This window comes from Promicromonospora iranensis (assembly GCF_028994805.1).
GTDB classification, from domain to species: Bacteria; Actinomycetota; Actinomycetes; order Actinomycetales; family Cellulomonadaceae; genus Promicromonospora; species Promicromonospora iranensis.
Map to the genome: position 1 here is coordinate 30,968 of NZ_JAJQQP010000015.1, position 21,195 is coordinate 52,162.

Genomic DNA, 21,195 nt, shown 5'->3' on the forward strand with positions numbered 1-21,195 from the left:
CGTGAACCCCTACGTTCTGGCTTCGGTTCGGCCGCCGGTCGTCACCCCGGTGCGTACGCCTGACGTGATCATGTGGCTGGAGTCGCTGGACGGGTCGCAACGTGTCGACCTGTCCAGCGGCCCGGTCCGCTGGCGAGCGGATGCCACAGGCCTCGGCGTGCCACCGGTGGAGGTGCTCACCGGCACCTCGCCCGGCATGGCCGGCGCCACCGTCGAGGACGTCTACACCACGGAGCGCGACGTGCTCCTGCCCGTGACCGTCGGCGGCCGCAACTGGGTCGAGACCTGGGGCGCGATCGAGCGGCTGCGCGAGATCACCGACCCCACCAACGGTGTCGGCCCTGACGGGAACTTCCGCCTGGTGGCCGCTTCCCCGAACGGCACGCGACACCTGGACCTGACCTATCGCGGCGGGCTCGAGGATGACGGGCAGCCATCGCAGGTGCGGCAGAACCGGGTCCTGGACCTGGTGGCCGTGATGCCGTTCGCCCAGGAGCCCACCGAGGAGGACGCCGAGTTCCGGCTGATCTCCACACCGCGCCCGTTCCTGTCGGCGAGCACGGGCACGAGCCGCCCCTGGGGCACGCTCGCGATCACCGCGTCCGGGCGCCTCAACGGTGCCACGCCCGTCGACCTCCTGTCCGCGGTCCCCCTGTTCCCCACGCTGGAGATCGTCGGACCTGGCACCTCGGTGCTGCTGGTCGGGTCCAACGGCCTGCGCATCGAGGTGCCTCTCGGCCTGGCTTCGGACGAGACCATGCGCATCGTCACCGACCCGCGCCGGCCGAGCATCCGCGTGAACGGGGTACTCGCTGCCGGCCGCGTGGCCCTCGGTTCCCGCTACGAACCGTTCGGCAAAGGCACGACCACGATCACGGCGACGATCCCCGGTGCCACCGCGGCGACTCGGCTGCGCATGACGTGGCGCGGACTGCACAGGGGGCTCTGGTGACCTGGCGCATCACGCCCCGCGACGCCGACCTCGGCCGCACGCACGCTCAGCTCGCGGGCTGGACCGAGCTCGAGCTCGTCGAGCGGTACAACCAGCCGTGCACCTGGGTGCTGGAGGGCCCCTCGTCCGTGCTCCGCGTGTTCACCGCGGGTACCGGCTGCATCCTGCACGACGGCGACTACCAGGTCGCCTCCGGGCAGGCCCGCCTCTTCGACCGCCGCACCGAGTACGCCGGCAACCGGCTCCAGGACACGATGACGGTCGGGTTCGTCGAGGACACGCGCGACCTGTGGACGCGGCTGTGCTACCCGGACCCGGCCCACCCCCTGACCTCGACGCCGAGCACGTTCGCCACCGCGTACGACACGCGCACGGACTCCCGCGAGGACCTGATCCTGGGCTACACCGCGGACAACCTCGGCCCGGACGCCCTCGTGGCCTCCCGGCGCCTCGCACAGCTCGTCCTGCCGGTGTCCCTGGGGCGCGGCGGGACGACGACGCGCAAGGCCCGCATGGAGAAGCTGGGCGACCTCGTGGCCGGTCTGGGCGAGGGCTGGGGCCGGGTGCGCATCGTGCACGACGAGGCGACCGGCACGCCGCGGCTCCTGATGAAGATCGACACTGTCCAGGACCTGTCAGCCGACGTCGTCTTCGGGTCCCCCGGGGTCGCCCGCGCGGCCGGCTACTTCAAGAGATGGGGCTACACGCTCGCGGACCCCGAGATGACCGACGCGATCGGCTTCGACGCGAACGAGAAGGTCGCGCGCCAGGCCACGCGCGTGAGCTCGGCCGCCGCGATCTCGCTGTGGAAGCGCCGCACCGAGGTGCTGGTCGACCAGAGCGAGACCGACGACACCGCCCAGATCCTCGACGCCCTCAACGAGAAGCTCGCCGAGGGCGCGACTCCGACGTCGGTGGAGTTCACCGTCTCGGCCGGCGGGGACCTGCGCTACCGCCGCGACTACAACGTCGGCTCCCGCGTCGGCGTCGAGATCCCCGACCTGCCCCACGAGGTCTCGGACAACACGATCCGCGAGGTCATCACGAAGGTGCGCCGCGGCGAGTCGGGCAAGCCGTCGCTGGTCATCGGCACACCAGGCGCGGAGCGGCGCTCGAACAAGGGCGCCGCGCGCCTGAACAAGGCGCTTCTGCGCATCGCGAAGATGGAAAGGAGCCGCTGATGGCCGAGGTACAGGTGTCCGGTCCGAAGATCGACCTGGACTACACGTCCGACGAGTTCCAGATCGGGCACGCGGACGACGCGGGGATCGTCAACGACTACGACGGGTCCGCGTTCCGGCTCGTGCTGCCCTCTTCGGGCACCGAGGCGCTGATCGGGTCCACGACCCAGGACTCGGTCGCCATGGTCGGCGGTTACCCGATCTTCATCGGCGAGGACACGTTCCAGAGCGTCGACATCCCGGTCTCGTCGAACTCCGCCGTCGGGCGCACCGACCTGATCGTGTGCCGGTACAGCGCCGCGTGGCTCGTGGGTGAGCCGGGCCCGGTGCGGATCCACCGGATCGGCGGCGTCGAGGGGTCGGGGAAGGCTCCGTCCCTGGTCAACGACGCCTATGGCGGCACGAAGGATCTCGTGCTGTTCGAGATCAACCGGAAGCAGGGCCAGCAGCCCACGCTCGTCGCGGACCGTCGCATCCGGGTCGGTCGCCACCTCTACGTCCGCGCCGCCGGCACCCTGCCGAACGCGCCACTGGGCTACACCGCCACGAAGGACGGTGTGGAGTGGTCCCGCGAGATCGGCAGCGACTCCTCGCCCACCTGGGTGGAGAAGTCTCGGCCGCCGACCGTGCTCACGAGCACCGACGCCACGCAGGAAGCGGGCGACAACTGGCAGCGCCAGTCCGGGTGTCGGATGGAACGCGACGGAAGCGACCGGGACTTCATCGGGATCGCCCGCCGCGCCAACAGCGACTTCACCTCCGGATCCAACGGCGCGCTTGGCGGCCTGCGGATCATGCGCCTGCACCCTGCGGACCGACCGAGCCGGGTCGTGCCCGCCGCTGCCACGATCCGTAGCCGCTTCGGTCAGCCGTACCACGCCGGCGTCGAGATCGACCCGGATGGCTGGGTCTACCTCTGGTCCACCGCGCCGACGGTACACATCGGCCCGGTGACCGGGACCCCGGGCCCGGACGACACCTTCCGCGTCCACGCCCACTACACCGTCTAAGGGGGACCTGATGCTGCCATACCGCATTGACCAGGCCCAGGTCAAAGACATCGCCACCGGCAATCTCCGGCCCGAGCTCGTCGGGCATGAACTCCAGATCGTCGTCCGCGACACCACGACGCCGTTCCCGATCTACGACGAGACCGAAGCCGTGATTCCGGACTCGATCGTGATCGTGACCCCGAACATCGCCACGCCCACCGTGTGGATCGACACCGATACGCCGGCCGACCTGTACCTCGACTGGTACGACATCAGCTCGGGCACCAGGGGCCCGGTCAACTTCGAGGCCGTCCTGCGGGACAGTGCGCAGAATGCCGCCACCTCTGCCGAGGCCTCCGCCACCAGCGCATCCACATCCGCCGCAGCATCCACGGCCGCAGCGTCCGACGTCGGCGCGCTGCGTCAGTGGGTCGACCTGGGCATCACGACGCGGAACTGCGTGCCGGACCCGCGCGCGACGACTGGCGCGTTCTGGATGAGGGCTACTGGCGGCGCGGCCACGGAGACGATGGTCACGGGCGCGACGGATGGCCCGGTCCTGCCGGACGGGACGCGGGTCACGACGTACGCGCGCTACGTGATCGAGTCGGTCAGTACCGGAAACGTGACGTTCGGTACCGCGAACTTCACGGTCCCTCTGGTCCTCTCCGGCAAGTCCGTCGCCCTCGCGATCTACGTCCGCTCCTCAGCGGCCGTCCCTAGCATCAGCGTCCGCAAGGATTCGTACCTCGACGGCGTGGCTGCCGGTGGTGCGCAAGGCGCTCTGTCGTCCTCGCTCGCGGCGAACGCCTGGGAGCGGAGGTCTGGGGTCGTCACGAACCACGCAGACTTCAACGAGATCCGCGTCGCCGCGCAGTTCCCGGCAGGCAGCCAGTCGGTCGGACAGGTCATCGACGTGACGTGCGCTCTGGTCTCCATCGACCAGGCCGCGGTCCCCGACCACTTCGACGGCGACTCGCCCAGCACCACCTACGTGGGCAACCGCTGGGTGGGCACCCCGAACGCGTCTGTCTCCGAGCACATCGAGATGAAGTTCGTCCGCTCGGTGAACGGGGAGGGGCCCGACGCCAGCGGCAACGTCGTCATCCCCACCAGTGGCACGGGCGTCTCCAAGCACGGCGACCTCTCCGGCCTCGGCAACGATGACCACCCGCAGTACCTCACCCAGGCGCGCGGCGATATGCGGTACTACCAGCGTGCGGCCGTGGACACGGCCATCGCGACGTCGGCGGCCTCGACCCTGCAGAAGGCCCGCGACCGGGCTGGGCACTACGGTGCTCAGCCGATCTCGTCCATCACCGGGCTCCAGGCCGAGCTGGACGAACTCGCGAACGGCGGGGGCGGCGGCAACATTCTGCTGCTGAACGAGACGGACCCCGTGCCCGTCTCCACCCCCGCGTGGACGCTCGTCGCCCGGTCGGCTGGCACCCCGCCGCCTGAGCCGGTCACCGCCGCCCAGGTGGTCACGAGCACGATGACATCGGCACGCGGCGAGGGCGGCACCGCGGCCCTTGCCGTGCCCGCCGGGACTGTGGTCGGAGACCTGCTGGTGGCGGTCGTCACCACGTCCATCACGGGCGGCGCGATCACACCGCCGGCGGGCTGGGTGACGCTCCAGCGCCTGTCCACGTTCGGGGACTACCGGGCCACGGGCATCTACGGGTTCCCGGTCACCGGCACCGTCCCGACCGAGGCGCAGCTGTTCCCGATCACGAACGGCCGGTACGTCAGCGCGATGTTCCGGGTGACCAGCGCGGACCTGGCGACTCCCGTGCTCGTGAACGGCACGGACTGCACCCGCAACGGGTCGGACATGATCGTCCCCGCCCTGCCCGGGTCGGCCGGCGCCCTGGTGCTGTCGGTCACGAACCTGAACGGGCCGACGCCGAACGCGCTCATCCCGGTCAACGTGGGCACCCTGACCAAGATCTTCGAGCAGGGCAACGTGGACGGCACCGACGCAACACGCACGACGCTGACCCTGGCCATGGTCACGACGACCACGGACCTCGCGCAGCACCTCGTGACCGCCGCGTCCTCGGTCGCGTCCGGCGCGTCGCAGGTGGTCGCAATCAGGACGGCGACATGAGCCTGACGATCTGGGACGGAACCAACGAGCTGCCCACGACCACGGCCGTGTGGAACGGGGCGGAGGAGCTGCCCACGACCGCGACGGCTGTGGTCCCGGGCGGGGCGCGGTCGGTAGCGGACCTCCTGACCATCCCGGGGTTCATGCTCGCTCAGCGGGCGGGGTACAAGGACTGGGCGGAGATGACCCTGCGCGGTGCGACCGAGTGCGCGCTCCGCAACGTGCCCGCGCTGGAGTTCTCGTTCCGGCGCACGCTCGACGGCGTGTGGTTCGGCATGCACGACGAGACGATGCTGCGCACCTCGGGCGTCGACATCAACCCGAACACCCTCACGTGGGAGCAGGTCAAGGCCTACCCGAACAAGGCACCGGCGGGCGGCGACGCCGGCTTCGGGGACCAGCCGTACTTCCGGCTCGAGGAGCTCCTGCCGCCATACGCCGAGTCGCACGTCATCTTCACGGACCCGAAGTGGGGCGTCGGCAACCCCGCGATCCTGAACGAGTTCTTCGACCTGGTCCTCCAGTACGTCCCTCGTGAGCGTCTGGTCGCGAAGTGGGCCGTGACGGGCTCCATGGTGGCGAACGCGGCCACCCTCCGGGGCATCGCCTCGTGGGGAACCCTCCACGGCGACGACGTGACGAACGGGAGCCTGGCCAACCACGGCTCGGCGTGGTCGATGCTCGGCCTCTCGTACGCCGCCAGCCAGGCGGACTGGGACACCGTGCTCGCGTACGGCAAGCCCGTCCTGGGCCGCGAGGTCGCCACCGCAGAGCAGCGCACCACCGCGCTGTCGAAGGGCGCCGTGGGCATCTCCTGCTCCGGCGTGCGCGCCATCCAAGGCTCACCGGTCATCTGACCCTCACCACCACAGGGAGCCACGTGGACATCCTGAGCCTGGTGCCCGCGGGCAGCACCGGCATCACACTGCTCGCCGTCATCGTCTACTTCATGCGGCAGAACCATCTCGACCGCAAGCAGTACCGCGACGACGTCGCCGCGATCGAGGCCCGGCACATGACGGAGCTGGCGGCGATGGAGACCCGGCACACGACCGAGATGCAGACGGTCAGCGCCAAGCTGACGAGGCTCGAAGAGTCGAACGCGAGGGTCCTGGGTGAGCTCGAGGCGGAGCGCAAGCTGCGGTGGGCAGCCGAGGAGGACCGTGAGAAGTTCCGGCGGCAGGCACAGGAGGCTCGCAGTGAGTGAGACCCAGCGCGTGAACGAAGTCCTGCGGGTCAAGTCCCGCCGATTCTGGGCCACCGTCGCGATTGTCGCGCTCCTGGCCGCGTCCCTGGTGGTCAACCTCGGCCTGTGGTGGGGAGCGCAGCAGCGCGCCGACATCGCAGAGCAGTCGGCCGTGTCCCTGGCGCAGCAGGTCCAGGAGCGGTGCGAGTCCGGCGGTTCGCTCGACGTCGGGGACCACGACCTCTGCAAGGAGGCTGACGAGGTTGTCGAAGAGGGCGCGCCGCAGGTCGGCCCCGCTGGGGCTCAGGGCCCGCCCGGAGTCCCAGGTGAGCGCGGCCCGGCCGGCGTACGGGGCCCGCAGGGGCGCACGGGACCGCCAGGCGAGACCGGCCCGCGCGGACCTGACGGCGAGCCGGGTCCACGCGGACCCGAGGGCATCGCCGGTCCGGCGGGTGAACCTGGCATGGATGGCGCCACCGGGCCCGGTGGTCCGCCTGGCCCGCCTGGCGCACAGGGGCCTGCAGGTCCGCCGGGACCCACCGGTCCTCCTGGTGCCGACTCCACCACCCCCGGCCCTCGGGGCGCGCGCGGGCCTCAGGGCACCGCGCGGCCCGGCACCTACACCTGCCCCGACGGCGAGTACGTCGGCGGCTTCACCGTGGCGGACGACGGCGCCGTGACCCTGGCATGCCGGAGCCTGACGCCCCCGCCCGTGATCGATCCGCCGACCCCCGAGCCCCCGACGCCTGGAGACTGACATGGCGACCTACGCCGGCAAGACCTACACGAACGGCAACGTCCCGGCCTCGATCCTGGCCCCGCTCGACGGCGACAACTACGGCAACGCCGTGCTCCGCCTCGACGCCGCCGAGTCGTATAACCGCGCGCGCGCCGAGGTGAAGGCGAAGACCGGGGTCGTGCTCACGGTCCGGGGGTGGAACCGGTCCTACGCCGAACAGGTCACGTTCTACCTCCAGCGTCACCGCCGAGCCGGCGCGGGCGACCGCGTGTGCTGCTACTGGAACGGCGTGCCGTACGTCTTCACCGGCACCGCGCACGCCGCGCCGCCCGGCACCTCGAACCACGGCTGGGGCCTCGCGGTCGACGTCGTGGACTTCGGCGGTGTCGGCAACTTCAGCCACCCCCGCCGCGTCGCGTCCATCGCGATCCTCAAGAAGCACGGCTGGACCGACGACGAGGGCCGCGGCTCGATCCGCGAACCCTGGCACCTGGTCTACAACCCCGCCAAGGACACCCAGAAGAACGCCACCCCCACCCTCATTCCCGCCAGCACTGGAGGATTCATGGCCGACCTGACCGAGAAGCAGCAGAGGCAGATGTTCCACAACGTCAACCAGACCGAGGAGGTCGTCCGGCGCCTGGAGGAGGACATGGAGGCCCGCCGCGAGGCTGACCTGAAGCACCAGCGCGCCTCCGCCGCCCGCGAGCGACTCCTGGTCGAGGGCATGAAGACCCTGGCCGGATCTGTCGGCGTCGACCCCAAGACGATCGAGCGCCTCCTGGCGGACGCGTTCAAGAACATCACCATCACCCTGAGCACGGAGGCCTGACCCATGACCACCCCCGCCACCACGCAGCAGCAGCATCCTCTGCGCGCCGCGGTCCGCACGTTCGTCCAGGTCTGGCTCCCTGGCCTGCTCGTGGCCCTGCTCGTCGTCCCGGAGGTCGTCGGCATCATCATGGAGGAGTCGGGCGACGCGCTTCCCGATAACCTCCGCCTGGTCCTGGCCGGCATCGCCACCGCGGCCGCTGTCGTGTCCGCGATCCTGGCGCGCATCATGGCGATCCCCGCGGTGGACCGTCTGCTCGAGCGGGTGCTGTCCCTCGGCTCCGCGCCGACGTACGAGCAGGGCTACCCGATGCCCACCTACAACTCCGGCGACGTCGTCGAGCTGGTCAACGGCACGGAGGTCACCGTCGGCGCGATCATCATGAACCCCGGTGCCCGCATGGCCTCGTACCAGGTGTTCAGCCGGACCGGCCACCAGGACGAGGTCCGCGAGTCGGAGATCGTGCGGAGGCTCTGACTGTCAGACCCCCGCAGTAGGCTGCGCACGACCACATCCCAGTAGTCGAAGAGACCCCCACCGCCTCGCGCGGTGGGGGTCTTTTGCTGTGCCCGCCTTCGAACACACGTTGCATAATGAGGATGTGACCGGCCGCGCCTTCCGTGACTCCAGCCTGGACAGCTGGGACGCTCACCGCGACCAGTGGCAGGAGATCCTCAACTCGTTCGAGATCCCGCCGCGCGGCCGCCAGCGCGACTGCCGCATCCCGGTCCCGGTTACCGCCCGGCTCGTGTGGGAGAGCGACGGTCTGGAGCTGCTCGACACGACGGCGTACGCCTGGTTCGGCCGGCTCGTGCTCGTCGAGGTGCTCGACCACCGGCTGACCATCCACGGCGCGTGGATCCACGCGTCCGACGTCCGCCGGCGCTAGCCGAGCAGCGAGAGCAGGGCCTCCGCGGCGCCGTCGTCGTCGATGGTGCCGGCCTCCCGGTCGGCCACGGCCCGGACGTGCGCGGGCGCGTGACCCATGGCGATGGACTGGGTGGCCCACCGCAGCATCTCCAGGTCGTTCTCGCCGTCGCCGATGGCCCCTGTCGCGCGGTACTCGATGCCGAGGTGGCGACGCACCTTGTCCAGCGCGGTCGCCTTCGACAGGGCCGGCGGGGTGACGTCGAGCCAGTCGGGCCGCGTCTCGATCACCGTCAGGCTCATGGCGCGCAGGATCGGTGCGAGCCCGAAGGCGGCCGGGCCGTAGAGGGCGAGCCGCGGCGTCGCATCCGCCCACAGTTCCTCGAGCGTGTCGACGCTGTGCTGCTCGCCGTTCAGCTCACCGTCGGGGAACTGGATGTTCACGCGGTACCCGACGCCGACGAGCTCCGCCGCGACCCGGATGCCAGGCATCGCCTCCACGGCCACGCGGACCGCGGCCTCGGGCTCGACCTCATGCAGGTCGGTGACCCTGTACTCACGCCCCGTCACGTGCGCCGTGACCGCGCCGTTGCTGGCCACCACCCACACATCGTCCAGGCCGAGCACGTCGACGGCGTCCAGCGCGCCGACCAGGGACCGGCCGGTCGCCAGAACGATGTGGTGCCCGGCCGCGCGGACCCGCTCGACCGCAGCACGGACGGCCACGGTGGGCGGATGCCCGGTGTCCAGGAGGGTGCCGTCGATGTCGCAGGCGACGAGGGCCGGCGCCGTGAGTTCCGTGGGCCGCGCGGTCCGCTGCGGCGTCGCTGAGGTCATGCTGTGGAGATTATTGACACCGAACCGATCGAGGGCGGATCTTTCGAAAACTTTCTCTACTGGCCCTTATCTTTCCGATTCACGCGCCGTTCGACCGCCCGCACGGCCCGCGTCAGGTGCGCCCGCGCCTTGCGGTCGTAGTCGGCATCGAGCGAGAGCGTCTCGAAGACCTTGAGGTAGAGCGCGATCTCCTGCGACTGTGTCAGGTCGAGCTGCGCGGAGAAGGTTTCGACCGCGACGAGGCGCTCGTCCATCACCCAGAACGCGTGCTCGGGCGCCACCGTGAAGGTCGTCTCGAACGGGATGATGCCCAGCCGCACGTTCGGGAGCATCGACAGCGATACCAGGCGGTCGAGCTGGACGAGCATGGCCTCCGGCGGGCACAGCCCGTTCATCAGGGCCGACTCGGTCAGCACGAAGTAGAACCGTCGGACCGGCTGGTACAGGATCGCCTGCCGAGCCATCCGTGCCGCGATCGCTTCCTCCAGGTCCGTGCGCGCCCAGTTCCGGGCCCCCTGCTCCAGGCGCGTGCGTGCGTAGTCGGGGGTCTGCAGCAGGCCGGGGACCATGGTGGGCTGGAAACACCGGAAGACCTGCGTGCGGGCCTCGTCCTTCGCGACCACGTTCTGGGCCGCGGCGAGGCCGGCGCGGAGCACGCGCTGCCACTCCCGGTGCCGCTCCTCCAGGGTGTGCAACGTGTCGAGCAGGTCGTCCACGACGTCGGCAGCGCCGGTGACCCGACACCAGGAGCGGACATCGCCGTCGGTCGGGGTCTGGCGTCCGTTCTCGATCTTCGACACCTTCGACGGCGGCCACGAGAACGCGTCGGCGAGCTGCTGACCGGTGAGGCCAGCAGCTCGCCGAAGCTGCCGCAGACGCGCGCCGAGCTCGTTGCGCGCCGCCCTGATGTCAGGGCTGTTCGATGTGCTGCTTGGCAAAGTCGTCCCTCGGGATGGCGTGATGCCAGGCGGCGTCACGCCAGTAGTTGTGCTCGACCACCACGGCCGGGTCGTCGATCAGTTCCGCACCGAGGAACCGGTCGTCGTCCGCGAAGTGCATCTTCGCGACCGTCTTCGAGTCAAGGAGCCAGAAGTCGTCGTCCGGCAGCCCGTCAGCCTGATCACGAGGCAGGTAGCGGATGTCGTCACCCGCCCGGTTGGTCACCTCGGCCTCGAGCAGGCCCCACTCGTTGTACGTGCTCAGGGGCAGCGACACGACGCGGACGCGGTGGAACCGCACGCCCTCGTCCGTCACCTTGCGCACATGCGTCAGCCAGTCCGACGTCCGCTCCCGGTCGATCCAGCCCTCGTCGATGTACCGCTGCAGGTCCGCCTTCTCGCTCGGCTCGTTGTACGCCTCGCGCACCTCCAGCCGGAACGCCGTGTGCTCGATGTCGTAGAAGAGCCGGCCGAACTCCGGCCCGGGCTGGATCAGCTCGGCCGTCACTCCTGCTCTCCGTACCGCCGGACCCACATCTTGATGACGTCCTCCGGGATCTCGATCAGCGCCTCGTGGTCGGGCACGTCGCCGACGTCGGCAAGCACCTGCGGGTCGGTGACCTTCCAGCCCTGGGCGATGTAGGTCTTGCGGTCGGTGCGGTCGGTCGCGAACAGCGTCGGTGACTGGTTGTCGCGGGATTCGGGATCCTTGCCGAGGAAAGTTGCGCGCATGTCTGGTCCCTTTCTCGAACGGATGAGGTCCAGCCATCGTCGATGCGGTACCGGTCGGCGTCAAGGGCGCAGTGTGAAGCGGGCCACACGCACGCACGGCCCGACGTCCAGGCGGGCGTCGGGCCGTGCGTCATATGTGCGTCACCAGCGTCAGGTCGGTACGGATTCCTCCGGTCCCCTGCGGTTGGACGCTCGCGGCATCCATCACGCCGAGCGATGCGTTTTCGCAGGTCAGCGACCCGTTACGGCTCCTGCCGGTCTCCTGCGGTTCCTCGGTCCAGGACCGCTACCGCCTCGACGTGGTGCGTGTGCGGGAACAGGTCGAACCCGCGCACCCCCGAGAGCGTGTAGCCGTGCGCGGCCAGGTAGCCGACGTCGCGCGCGAGCGCCGCCGGGTCGCACGCCACGTACACGATGCGACGCGGGGCGCGGGCGGCGATCGCGTCGACCACGGCCCGGCCGGCGCCCGACCGCGGCGGGTCCAGCACCACGACGTCGGCCGTCGGCACGGCGTCCGACCCGAGCACCTGGTCCACGGCGCCGACCTCGAGCGTCACCTGCGGAGACGCGTGGGCGTTGCGGCGGGCGTCCTTCGCCGCCTGCTCGTCCCCCTCGACGGCGACCACCCGGCCCTCGGGCCCGACGGCGTCCGCGAGCGGCAGCGTGAACAGCCCGGCGCCGGAGTACAGGTCCAGGACGGTGGCCCCGGCCAGCTCGCCGGACGCCTCCAGCACGGCGCGCGTCAGCACGGACGGCGCCTCGCGGTGCACCTGCCAGAAGCCGCCGGCGGCCACGCGGTAGCGGTGCGCGCCCCACGGCCCGGCCACGAACTCGCTCACGGAGCGGCGGGCGTTGGGCCGGGTGTCGGGCTTCCCGCGGCGCCACGGCTCGCCGTCGACCAGCAGCACCGGCTCGCCCTCGGACGGCGCCACCAGGGTCAGCTGTGCGCCCGGCGCCCAGGTGCGGGTGAACACGTCCTCGGCCACGGCGAACGCCGCGACCTCCGCGGTGCCGAGCGGCATCTTCTTCAGCGCCACGGCGTCGTGCGAGCGGTGCTTGCGCATGCCGGCGTGCCCGGCGGCGTCGGCCACCAGGTCGATCCGGGTGCGGTAGTGCAGGCCGCGGCGCTCGTCGTCGCCGGGCGCGGCCTCGACGGTGACCTCCCGGGCCAGCCACTCCGGGTCGATGCGGGCAAGGCGCTGCAGCTGCTCGACGAGCACGTCGGTCTTCCAGCGCCGCTGGGCGGGGAGCGAGACGTGCGAGAGCTCCCCACCGCCCACGCCGTCGGCTCCCGCGGCGGGCCAGGCGGGCTCGACGCGGTCGGGCGAGGCCTGCAGCACCTCGACGGCGTCGGCGCGCCAGAAGCTGGAGCCACCCTCGGTGACGCGGGCGCGGACCCGTTCGCCCGGCAGGGTGTGCCGCACGAAGACGACGCGACCGTCGAGGCGGGCCACGCAGTGGCCGCCGTGCGCGACGGGACCGACCTCCAGCTCGACCTCGGTGCCCACCTCGGGTGCGGGCACGTCGCTGACGCGACGGCCGCGGTCCGGCCGCGGGGAGCGCTGCGGACGGCGGCGCGGGCGGCCGCCCGTCTCGGGGTCGGCGGGCGCGGAACGACGGTCGGGGTTGCTGGGCATGCCCCCAGTATCCCCTGCCTAGATCCGCCTGCCGTGCATGAACGTGTCGTCCTCGAGGCCGGTGTGGCCGCGCGACGAGGCGAGCTGCCACGGCACCGACGCCACGACGACCCCGGGCGTGAACAGCAGGCTGCCCTTGAGGCGCAGCGCCGACTGGTTGTGCAGCAGCTGCTCCCACCAGTGGCCCACCACGTACTCGGGGATGTAGACGATCACGAGGTCGCGCGGCGACTCGCGGCGCACCGACCGCACGTACTTGAGCACGGGCCGGGTGATCTCACGGTAGGGCGAGTCGAGGATGCGCAGGGGAACGGGCAGGTCAAGGGTCTCCCACTCGGCGACGAGCCCGTCGATGTCCTCCCGGTCCACGCCCACCGTGACGGCCTCGATCACGTTGGGCCGTGCGGCCCGCGCGTAGGCCAGGGCCCGCATGGTCGGCTTGTGCACCTTGGAGACCAGCACGACGGCGTGCACCCGGCTGGGCAGCGCGCGGGCCGCGGAGATGTCGTCGAGCGCGAGCTCCTCGCGCACGCGGTCGTAGTGCTTGCGGATCCCCCGCATGAGGACGAACAGCACACCCATCGCCAGGAGCGTGATCCAGGCGCCGTGGGTGAACTTGGTCACCAGCACGATGATCAGGACGGTCCCGGTGAACCCGAAGCCGATGCCGTTGACCACCCGCGAGCGCTTCATGCGGCTGCGCACCGTCGGGTTCGGCTCGGTGCGCAGCTCCCGGGTCCAGTGCCGCAGCATGCCGAGCTGGGACAGGGTGAACGAGACGAAGACGCCCACGATGTAGAGCTGGATCAGCCGCGTCGTGGAGGCGTCGAACGCGACGATCAGCACGATCGCCGCGATGGCGAGCGTGACGATGCCGTTGGAGAACGCGAGGCGGTCGCCCCGGGTGTGCAGCTGGCGCGGCAGGTACCCGTCGCGGCCCAGGATCGAGCCCAGCACGGGGAACCCGTTGAACGCGGTGTTGGCGGCGAGCACCAGGATCAGGCCCGTGACGGCGGACACCGCGTAGAAGGCCGGCGGGAAGCCGGAGAACACCGCCTCGGCGAGCTGGCCGATCACGGGGATCTGCACGTAGTCCGTCGAGACCGGCTCTCCGTTCACCTGCAGCTGGCTGTGCGGGTCCTCGGCGAAGCGGACGCCGGTGGCCTGGGCCAGGAGCAGGATCGAGATGATCATCGTCGAGGAGATGGTGCCGAGCAGCAGCAGCGTCGTCGCGGCGTTGCGCGACTTGGGCTTGCGGAACGCCGGCACGCCGTTGCTGATCGCCTCGACGCCGGTCAGGGCGGCGCAGCCGGAGGCGAACGCGCGGGCCAGGAGGAACGCGCCGCCGATACCGACCAGCCCCTGGTCGAACGCGGCCTCCCCCACGAGCTCGTACCCGGAGCTCGCGGCCTGCGGCAGGTTCCCGGCGAAGTAGCGGACGGCGCCGGTGACGACCAGCGCCCCGATGATCGCCATGTAGCAGTAGGTCGGTACCGCGAACGCCGTACCGGACTCCCGGACACCGCGCAGGTTGATCAGGGTGAGCACGGAGACCGCCACCACTGCCGCGACGACCTCGTGGTCCCGCAGCCCCGGGACGGCCGCCGACGCGTAGTGGGCCGCGGCCGAGATGGACACGGCGACCGTGAGCACGTAGTCGACGAGCAGGGCGGACGCGACGCCGATGCCCGCCGTCCGGCCGAGGTTGGTGGTGGCTACCTCGTAGTCGCCGCCGCCGGACGGGTAGGCCCGCACGTTCTGCCGGTAGGACGCGACCACGATGAGGAGCACGACGACCACGACGAGGCCGACCCACGGCGAGAACGCCAGGGCGGCGACGCCGGCCAGCGAGAGGGTCAGGAGGATCTCGTCCGGAGCGTAGGCCACGGACGACAGGGCGTCCGAGGCGAACACCGGCAGGGCGACCCGTTTGGGCAGCAGCGTGCGCCCCAGGCTCTCGCTACGTTTGGGGCGGCCGACCAGTAGTCGCTTGGCCGCATCGACGATGTCCGACACGTTGGAAGACTCTATGCCTGCCGATGGCCCGGAGCGCACCGGAGGGCCGCGGCGCGGTAGCGTTCCGTTCGTGCACTTCGTGATCATGGGCTGCGGCCGTGTGGGCTCCAGCCTCGCCCAGGAGATCGAGGGCCGCGGACACTCCGTCGCCGTCATCGATCAGAACCCGGACGCGTTCCGGCGCCTGCCCTCGGACTTCTCGGGCAAGAAGGTGACCGGCGTGGGCTTCGACCGGGACACGCTCGTCCAGGCGGGGATCGAGGACACCTACGCGTTCGCCGCGGTGTCCGACGGCGACAACTCGAACATCCTGTCCGCCCGGGTGGTCCGCGAGACCTATGGCGTCGACAACGTGGTGGCCCGCATCTACGACCCGCACCGCGCGGAGATCTACCAGCGGCTGGGCATCCCCACGGTCGCCACCGTGCGCTGGACCGCCGACCAGGTGCTGCGCCGGATGCTGCCGATGGGCTCCACCGACGAGTACCTCGACCCCTCGGGCACCGTCCGGCTGGCGCAGATCGACTACCACCGGCGCTGGGTCGGCCGGCCCGTGCTCCACATCGAGGCCGCGACCGGCGCGCGGGTCGCCTTCGTGACCCGGTACACCATCGCGGTCCTGCCCACGCCCGACATCGTGCTCCAGGAGAACGACGTGCTGCACCTCCTCATGACGACGGACGCCTCCGCCGACGTCGAGCGGATCCTCACCGCCGCGCCGACCACCGAGGAGGACTGATGCGCGTCGTCATCGCGGGGGCCGGGTCCGTGGGCCGCTCGATCGCCCGGGAGCTGCTGAGCCACGAGCACGAGGTCACCCTGATCGACAAGAACGCCTCGGCCATGCGGGTCTCGCAGGTCCCCGAGGCGGAGTGGGTGCTCGCCGACGCGTGCGAGCTCCCCGCCCTCGAGGCCTCCGAGATGGAGCAGGCCGACGTCGTGGTGGGCGCCACCGGCGACGACAAGGTCAACCTGGTGTTCTCCCTGCTCGGCAAGACCGAGTTCGGGGTGCCGCGCACCGTCGCCCGGGTGAACAACCCGAAGAACGAGTGGATGTTCGACCAGTCGTGGGGCGTGGACGTGGCAGTCTCGACGCCGCGCATCATGACCGCGATGGTCGAGGAGGCGGTCGCCGTGGGCGACCTGGTGCGCATCTTCAGCTTCCGCCAGTCGCGCGCCGACCTGCTCGAGCTCACGCTGCCCGCCGACTCCCGTGTCGCCGGGACGCGCGTGGGCCGGGTCGTGTGGCCGGCCGACGTCACGCTCGCGACGATCGTGCGCGACGGCCGGCCGCTCGTGCCCAGCCCGGACGACACCCTGGAGGCCGGCGACGAGCTGCTGCTGGTCGCCGGCGCGGACGCCGACACCGACACCCTGCAGAAGCTCCTGGTGCCGAAGGACGAGGGCTAGGCCGGAGACTGCACCTTCGGCCGGCGCACGACGTACCAGGTCAGGTACAGGACCAGCGCCCACAGCGGCACGCCGAGCAGCAGGTGGAACGTGCCGAGCCACGCGATGTCGCCCGCGAAGTACAGCGGCGTCTTGACTGCCAGGCGCAGGGCGAACAGGCCCACCCAGAGCCAGGTGGCGATGGCGTAGGTACGCATCTTGGCCGGGTCGTCGCGCCAGGCGGTCAGGGCGGCGAACGGCGAGGGCTCGTCGTCACGCTTCGCTTCCTCGTCGGCGCTGCGGCCGGCCTGGGCCTTCACGGTCTCCGGCGTCAGACCGGCGCGCAGCGCCTCCACCACGTAGCCGACGGCGGGGCGGCGGATCAGGATGCTGCCGAGCAGCACCACGAGGTAGCCGGCGTTGACCAGCAGACCGCCCGCGTAGTAGTTCTCCGCCTCGCCGGACGTCCAGGCCCACACCACGCCGATCGCGATGCCGAGCAGGCCGCCCAGCGCCTGCGTGACGGGTGTGCGCTGCACCAGCCGCGCCACCACCAGCACCAGGGCGGACACGACCGACGCGACGAGCGGGATCACCAGGTTGGGGGTGGAGATCACGAACGCGACCACGAACACCAGGCCGGGGAGCACCGCCTCCACCAGGCCACGCACGCCGCCGATCGCCTGCGCCGCGGAGAACTCCTCGCCGGCGAGGGCACGCACGCCGCGCGCCGGTGCCTGCGCAGGGGCCTGGTCGGGCTGCTGCTCGGGCTGCGGGGACACGTCAGGACGTGCGGGTTCGCTCATGGGGCTCATTGTGCCGTGCTCACCGGGGTGCTGACCCACCCGTCACTCGCCGGGCCGGGGCCGGAGCTCGTACCGCGGGTTGAACATGGTGCGGCGCCCGTCGACGTCGCACACCATGCCCTCGACGCGGATGCGGCGGCCGGGCTCGACGCCGTCGATCGTCCGACGGCCGAGCCAGACGAGGTCCAGGGCGCCGGAGCCGTCGAACAGCTCCGCCTCCACGGTGGGCACGCCCTCCCGGGGCCGCAGCACCACCGAGCGCAGCACGCCGGCCACCTTGCCGCGGGACCGGACCGGTACCGACGCGACGGCCATGCAGCCCACGTTCCGGGAGGCGTCGGCGCGTTCCTCGGTGTCCCGGACCTCCTCGTCGGACGCCAGCGACTCCGCGATGCGGGACGCGAGGCTCGAGCGCAGCGACATCAGTGGTTCACCTCGTCAGCCGATCTGAGTGATCTCGGGGCCGCGGCGCAGAGGATCGATGTCGGACATCTGCGGTACGGCGCCCTCCGGCCCGGCAGCAGCCGCTGCCGGCTGTGCACCATCCTTGCGCGCCGACTTCGGCAGCGCCAGGGGCAGCAGGTCACGGGGCGGGCGCGGGCTCTGGTCGCGCACCACGACGATGTTCGCGAACACGGACTCCAGCGCCTTGGCCGCCTCGGCGTCGAGGGCCGCCTTGCCCGCGAGCACCCCACGGATGAACCAGCGAGGACCGTCCACACCGACGAACCGCGCCGGACGCTGGCCGGCCTGCCCGTCCGGGCCCTTCACCGGCATGCGGACCAGCAGCTCGCGACCGAACACGCCGGGCACGTCGTCGACGATCCCGCCCTGCCCGCTCACGGACTGCGCGATCTCGTGCCGGATCTCGTCCCAGATGCCCTCGCTGCGTGGCGCGGCGAAGGCCTGGATCTGGAGGTTCGACCCCTCCAGCGCAGCCGTCACCCCCGTCACCTTCTGCGTCTTCTTGTCGATCTCCATGCGGAGCTCGAGACCTGGCATCACCGGCAGCCAGATGGCACCGAGGTCGACGCGGGGACCCATCTCCTCCACCTGCGACCGGTCGAAGGGTCCGTGGGGCCGCTTCTGCTGCTCGGCCTCCACCGACGCCCACTCGACCGGTGCGGGCTCATTCGCCGTGCCTCGTCGGCTGAACAGACCCACAGCCACGCTCCTTCGTAGTTCGTCGTCCTGCGTGCGCACACGAATACAGCGCACAGCAGCGTTATCCACTCGTTACTTACAGACTAGACCCGTCCGAGGTGGTGCCGGTACGGAAGTCGGGACCGCTGGGCGCCGGGCAATCAGCGGCCCGCGAAACCGCCGCTTGAGCCGAAGCCGCCGTCGCCACGGTGCGAACCGGGCAGGGTCTCCGCGGGGAGGAACCGGGCCCGCTCCACCTTCTGGATCACGAGCTGCGCCACCCGGTCGCCACGAGCCAGCTTCACGGCCTCGGTGACGTCGGTGTTGAGCAGCGTGACCTTGATCTCGCCGCGGTAGCCGGCATCGACGGTGCCCGGCGCGTTCACGATGGTGACCCCGTGCTTCGCGGCCAGCCCCGACCGGGGGTGCACGAACGCCGCGTAGCCGTCCGGCAGCGCTATCGAGACCCCCGTGGGCACCACCACCCTGCCCTGCGGCGGGATCTCGACGTCGACCGTGGTCACCAGGTCGGCGCCGGCGTCACCGGGGTGCGCGTAGGAGGGGACGGGAACGTCGTCGAGGAGGCGGATGAGCACGTCTACCGTGCTGCCGTCGTCCGTTGGCACAGGGGTGGGCACGCCGGAAGAGTACGCCACCTCGGCCCGCGCCGCCGCAAGAGTGACCGGCCGTGCGTCCCCGCAGCGCTCAGGGCTGGGATGATGTCCTCATGACGGCGACCACCCTCACCTTCCACGAGCGTCTTCTGCCCGGTCCCGGTGGCTGGCTCGGCACGGTCGGTCTGGGCGCCATCGCGGCGATCGCGCTGTGGCCGCTGCACACGACGGCGGCGGTCGTCGTCGGGCTGCTGGTGTGCGTGGGGTCCGCGGCGGCCCTGGCCGTCACCTCCCCCGTGGTGGAGGTGTCCGACGGCGTCCTGCGGGCCGGCAGCGCCCGGATCCCGGTCACCCTGCTCGGCCCCGCCGAGGCCCTGGACGTCGCCGCCATGCGGCACGAGCTGGGCCCCGGCCTCGACGGGCGGGCGTACGTCTGTCTGCGCGCGTGGGCCCGGACCGGCGTGCGGGTCACCCTCGACGACCCGGCGGACCCGACCCCCTACTGGCTCGTCTCCACGCGCCGGCCGCAGCTGCTGGTGGAGGCGCTGCGAGGTTGAGACACGGCGGCTGACCCCGGGCACGACGAAGGCTGCCACGCATCGCATGACAGCCCGGTCGTGTCGTCAGTGCCGAACGCCTGGTGGATCAGGCGGCGCACTCCGTGCAGATCATCTGGCCGGCCTTCTCGTAGGCCAGCTGGCTGCGGTGGTGCACGAGGAAGCAGCTGGAGCACGTGAACTCGTCGGCCTGTCGCGGCAGCACGCGGACCGCGAGCTCCTCGCCGGACAGATCGGCGCCCGGGAGCTCAAAGCCCTCCGCAGCCTCGGTCTCGTCCTCGTCCACAACGCCCGAGGACTTGTCAGATCGACGCGCCTGCAGCTCCTGGATCGAGTCCTGCTCGACATCCTCATCGGTCTTGCGCGGGGCGTCGTAGTCAGTCGCCATGTGGTGTTCTCCGTCGGTAGGTGGTCGCGCCGGAAGGTTTCGGGTCATCCGGGGATTCGACGCCGCCCCGGCCGGGTCACCGCACGCGCCGTCGAACGGCGTCCGTTGCGGGTGTACGCGCTGATAATGCACACGGCCCCGGTTTTGTTCCCGAGTCGGCCCACGGATTGTGCACCATTTCTGTCAGGCGCGCTACATCTGCGGGTGTAACCCAGGTCACGTATGCTCTGACCTGCGTCAACGCATGGTTATTTGGCTTTCGACGGCGTTCGACAGTGACTTCTCTCGCCGTAGCGTGTCAGAAAAAAAGATCACCCGATCTCGGGTGATCTCGCCCCGTCCGCATCTGCCGCCTCGAGGATCTCGGACAGCTGCGCGACGAGCTCCGGCGGGCCCGCCACGGTCATCGCGTTGCCGGCCGGACCGCCGCGGAGACCCGTCACGACGGCGCCCGCCTCCGTGGCCACGACCGCCCCCGCCGCCATGTCCCACGGGTTGAGCCCGCGCTCGTAGTACAGGTCGATCGAGCCGTCCGCGAGGAGGCACAGGTCGATGGCGGCCGAGCCGAGCCGCCGGATGTCCCGGATCTTCGGCAGGACCTGGGTCAGCACCTGGGCCTGGTGGGCACGGCGGGCGGCGTCGTACCCGAAGCCGGTGCCGACCAGCGAGGTGCCGAGGGACGCGGCGGCGCCCACGCGGACGGGTACGCCGTCACGGGTGGCGCCCTCGCCGAGCCCGGCCGACCAGGTGCGGCCGTCGGCCACGCTGTGCACGCACCCGGCCAGGACCGTCCACGAGGCCGGCTCCGGCGGCCCTGCCACCACCGCCACCGACACGGCCCAGGAGGCCACCCCGTAGAGGTAGTTCACCGTGCCGTCGATCGGGTCGAGCACCCAGGTGAGGCCGCTCGTGCCGGCGACGTCGTCGCCCTCCTCGCCCAGGATCGCGTCGTCGGGCCGCTCGGCGGCGATCATCTCGCGCAGCAGCTCCTCGGAGGCGCGGTCCATGACCGTCACGGGGTCCACCTCGCTCGACTTGGTGGCAGCGACCACCACCCGATCCGGTCTACCCTCACGGACCAGGGCACCGGCGGCTGTCGCGAGGCGAACGGCGAGGTCGCGGAGGGCGGTGACGGTGACGCCGTCAGGCAGCTCGGGCAGTGCGGGTGAGATCACGCACCCATCCTGCCGCACGCACCAGCGGCCGACTATCCGGCGGCACACCGACGCGCCTGCAGCGCTGGGAAGCCCCGCGGTGGCAGGCTCGGGCCACAGGACTA

Annotated in this window: 25 protein-coding genes; 13 read left to right on the top strand and 12 right to left on the bottom strand. The window is 71.2% G+C overall.

The genetic code is table 11. From position 1 onward, the window contains the following. The first annotated feature begins 1 nt into the window (after nucleotide 1). From LUM46_RS22540 to LUM46_RS22585, 10 genes are all read left to right on the top strand, one after another. On the top strand, nucleotides 2-952 hold the full coding sequence (locus tag LUM46_RS22540; protein ID WP_274997264.1) for a hypothetical protein: 951 nt from the start codon (nucleotides 2-4) through the stop codon (nucleotides 950-952). Next, the gene (locus LUM46_RS22545; protein ID WP_274997265.1) at nucleotides 949-2,133 is read left to right on the top strand and encodes a Gp37-like protein; all 1,185 of its coding nucleotides are present in this window, start codon (nucleotides 949-951) and stop codon (nucleotides 2,131-2,133) included. The genes LUM46_RS22540 and LUM46_RS22545 overlap by 4 nt, the downstream gene beginning before the upstream one ends. Further along, nucleotides 2,133-3,143 carry a hypothetical protein gene (locus LUM46_RS22550; RefSeq protein ID WP_274997266.1) on the top strand — a complete coding sequence of 337 codons (1,011 nt, stop codon included), beginning with the start codon at nucleotides 2,133-2,135 and terminating at the stop codon, nucleotides 3,141-3,143. The genes LUM46_RS22545 and LUM46_RS22550 overlap by 1 nt, the downstream gene beginning before the upstream one ends. Nucleotides 3,144-3,153: 10 nt before the next feature. Beyond that, entirely contained in the window at nucleotides 3,154-5,235 is a 2,082-nt protein-coding gene (locus tag LUM46_RS22555; protein ID WP_274997267.1) for a hypothetical protein, read from the top strand. Next, the gene (locus LUM46_RS22560; RefSeq protein ID WP_274997268.1) at nucleotides 5,232-6,092 is read left to right on the top strand and encodes a PI-PLC domain-containing protein; all 861 of its coding nucleotides are present in this window, start codon (nucleotides 5,232-5,234) and stop codon (nucleotides 6,090-6,092) included. The genes LUM46_RS22555 and LUM46_RS22560 overlap by 4 nt, the downstream gene beginning before the upstream one ends. 23 nt (nucleotides 6,093-6,115) lie before the next feature. Next, nucleotides 6,116-6,442, top strand: a complete 327-nt coding sequence (locus LUM46_RS22565; RefSeq protein ID WP_274997269.1) for a hypothetical protein — start codon at nucleotides 6,116-6,118, stop codon at nucleotides 6,440-6,442. Next, nucleotides 6,435-7,178: a collagen-like domain-containing protein gene (locus LUM46_RS22570; RefSeq protein ID WP_274997271.1), complete on the top strand. Its 744-nt coding sequence runs from the start codon at nucleotides 6,435-6,437 to the stop codon at nucleotides 7,176-7,178. The genes LUM46_RS22565 and LUM46_RS22570 overlap by 8 nt, the downstream gene beginning before the upstream one ends. A 1-nt stretch (nucleotide 7,179) precedes the next feature. Beyond that, nucleotides 7,180-7,992 carry a M15 family metallopeptidase gene (locus LUM46_RS22575; protein ID WP_274997273.1) on the top strand — a complete coding sequence of 271 codons (813 nt, stop codon included), beginning with the start codon at nucleotides 7,180-7,182 and terminating at the stop codon, nucleotides 7,990-7,992. A gap of 3 nt (nucleotides 7,993-7,995) precedes the next feature. Beyond that, nucleotides 7,996-8,469, top strand: a complete 474-nt coding sequence (locus tag LUM46_RS22580; RefSeq protein WP_274997274.1) for a hypothetical protein — start codon at nucleotides 7,996-7,998, stop codon at nucleotides 8,467-8,469. Between the two features lie 124 nt (nucleotides 8,470-8,593). Further along, on the top strand, nucleotides 8,594-8,881 hold the full coding sequence (locus LUM46_RS22585) for a hypothetical protein (RefSeq protein WP_274997275.1): 288 nt from the start codon (nucleotides 8,594-8,596) through the stop codon (nucleotides 8,879-8,881). Here the strand turns inward: LUM46_RS22585 and LUM46_RS22590 are convergent. The 6 genes from LUM46_RS22590 to LUM46_RS22615 form a co-directional block, all read right to left on the bottom strand. Continuing rightward, nucleotides 8,878-9,696 (bottom strand): HAD family hydrolase, encoded by an 819-nt coding sequence (locus LUM46_RS22590; protein ID WP_274997276.1) that lies wholly within the window; start codon nucleotides 9,694-9,696, stop codon nucleotides 8,878-8,880. The two genes, LUM46_RS22585 and LUM46_RS22590, sit on opposite strands and share 4 nt — an antisense overlap. Before the next feature lie 56 nt (nucleotides 9,697-9,752). Next, the gene (locus LUM46_RS22595) at nucleotides 9,753-10,634 is read right to left on the bottom strand and encodes a helix-turn-helix domain-containing protein (protein ID WP_274997277.1); all 882 of its coding nucleotides are present in this window, start codon (nucleotides 10,632-10,634) and stop codon (nucleotides 9,753-9,755) included. After that, nucleotides 10,606-11,142: a DUF6879 family protein gene (locus LUM46_RS22600; RefSeq protein ID WP_274997279.1), complete on the bottom strand. Its 537-nt coding sequence runs from the start codon at nucleotides 11,140-11,142 to the stop codon at nucleotides 10,606-10,608. The genes LUM46_RS22595 and LUM46_RS22600 overlap by 29 nt, the downstream gene beginning before the upstream one ends. Further along, complete coding sequence (locus LUM46_RS22605) at nucleotides 11,139-11,366, bottom strand: hypothetical protein (RefSeq protein WP_274997280.1); 228 nt, start codon at nucleotides 11,364-11,366, stop codon at nucleotides 11,139-11,141. Before LUM46_RS22605 ends, LUM46_RS22600 begins: the two co-directional genes overlap by 4 nt. A 242-nt stretch (nucleotides 11,367-11,608) precedes the next feature. Further along, nucleotides 11,609-13,003 carry a class I SAM-dependent RNA methyltransferase gene (locus LUM46_RS22610; RefSeq protein ID WP_274997281.1) on the bottom strand — a complete coding sequence of 465 codons (1,395 nt, stop codon included), beginning with the start codon at nucleotides 13,001-13,003 and terminating at the stop codon, nucleotides 11,609-11,611. 18 nt (nucleotides 13,004-13,021) lie between these two features. Next, a complete protein-coding gene (locus LUM46_RS22615; protein ID WP_274997282.1) occupies nucleotides 13,022-15,019 on the bottom strand; it encodes an APC family permease in 1,998 nt (665 codons plus the stop codon). 85 nt (nucleotides 15,020-15,104) lie between these two features. Here LUM46_RS22615 and LUM46_RS22620 point away from each other — a divergent pair, with 85 nt between their 5' ends. Together LUM46_RS22620 and LUM46_RS22625 are read left to right on the top strand one after the other, a co-directional pair. After that, nucleotides 15,105-15,758: a potassium channel family protein gene (locus LUM46_RS22620; RefSeq protein WP_274997426.1), complete on the top strand. Its 654-nt coding sequence runs from the start codon at nucleotides 15,105-15,107 to the stop codon at nucleotides 15,756-15,758. Continuing rightward, nucleotides 15,758-16,429: a potassium channel family protein gene (locus tag LUM46_RS22625; protein ID WP_274997283.1), complete on the top strand. Its 672-nt coding sequence runs from the start codon at nucleotides 15,758-15,760 to the stop codon at nucleotides 16,427-16,429. Before LUM46_RS22620 ends, LUM46_RS22625 begins: the two co-directional genes overlap by 1 nt. Here LUM46_RS22625 and LUM46_RS22630 read toward each other — a convergent pair. The 4 genes from LUM46_RS22630 to dut form a co-directional block, all read right to left on the bottom strand. After that, nucleotides 16,426-17,214, bottom strand: coding sequence for a DUF3159 domain-containing protein (locus LUM46_RS22630; RefSeq protein ID WP_274997284.1), 789 nt, complete (start codon nucleotides 17,212-17,214; stop codon nucleotides 16,426-16,428). The two genes, LUM46_RS22625 and LUM46_RS22630, sit on opposite strands and share 4 nt — an antisense overlap. A 42-nt stretch (nucleotides 17,215-17,256) precedes the next feature. Beyond that, on the bottom strand, nucleotides 17,257-17,637 hold the full coding sequence (locus LUM46_RS22635; protein ID WP_274997285.1) for an OB-fold nucleic acid binding domain-containing protein: 381 nt from the start codon (nucleotides 17,635-17,637) through the stop codon (nucleotides 17,257-17,259). A gap of 15 nt (nucleotides 17,638-17,652) precedes the next feature. Then, the gene (locus tag LUM46_RS22640; protein WP_274997286.1) at nucleotides 17,653-18,378 is read right to left on the bottom strand and encodes a DUF3710 domain-containing protein; all 726 of its coding nucleotides are present in this window, start codon (nucleotides 18,376-18,378) and stop codon (nucleotides 17,653-17,655) included. A 140-nt stretch (nucleotides 18,379-18,518) separates the two neighbouring features. Next, the gene (dut, locus tag LUM46_RS22645; protein ID WP_274997287.1) at nucleotides 18,519-18,995 is read right to left on the bottom strand and encodes a dUTP diphosphatase; all 477 of its coding nucleotides are present in this window, start codon (nucleotides 18,993-18,995) and stop codon (nucleotides 18,519-18,521) included. 89 nt (nucleotides 18,996-19,084) lie between these two features. Between dut and LUM46_RS22650 the strand changes: the two genes are divergently transcribed. Then, a complete protein-coding gene (locus LUM46_RS22650) occupies nucleotides 19,085-19,528 on the top strand; it encodes a DUF3093 domain-containing protein (protein WP_274997288.1) in 444 nt (147 codons plus the stop codon). 88 nt (nucleotides 19,529-19,616) lie between these two features. Here LUM46_RS22650 and LUM46_RS22655 read toward each other — a convergent pair whose 3' ends face one another. After that, complete coding sequence (locus LUM46_RS22655; RefSeq protein WP_116675819.1) at nucleotides 19,617-19,916, bottom strand: DUF4193 domain-containing protein; 300 nt, start codon at nucleotides 19,914-19,916, stop codon at nucleotides 19,617-19,619. 311 nt (nucleotides 19,917-20,227) lie between these two features. Next, entirely contained in the window at nucleotides 20,228-21,091 is an 864-nt protein-coding gene (locus LUM46_RS22660) for an inositol monophosphatase family protein (protein ID WP_274997289.1), read from the bottom strand. Nucleotides 21,092-21,195 lie beyond the last annotated feature (104 nt).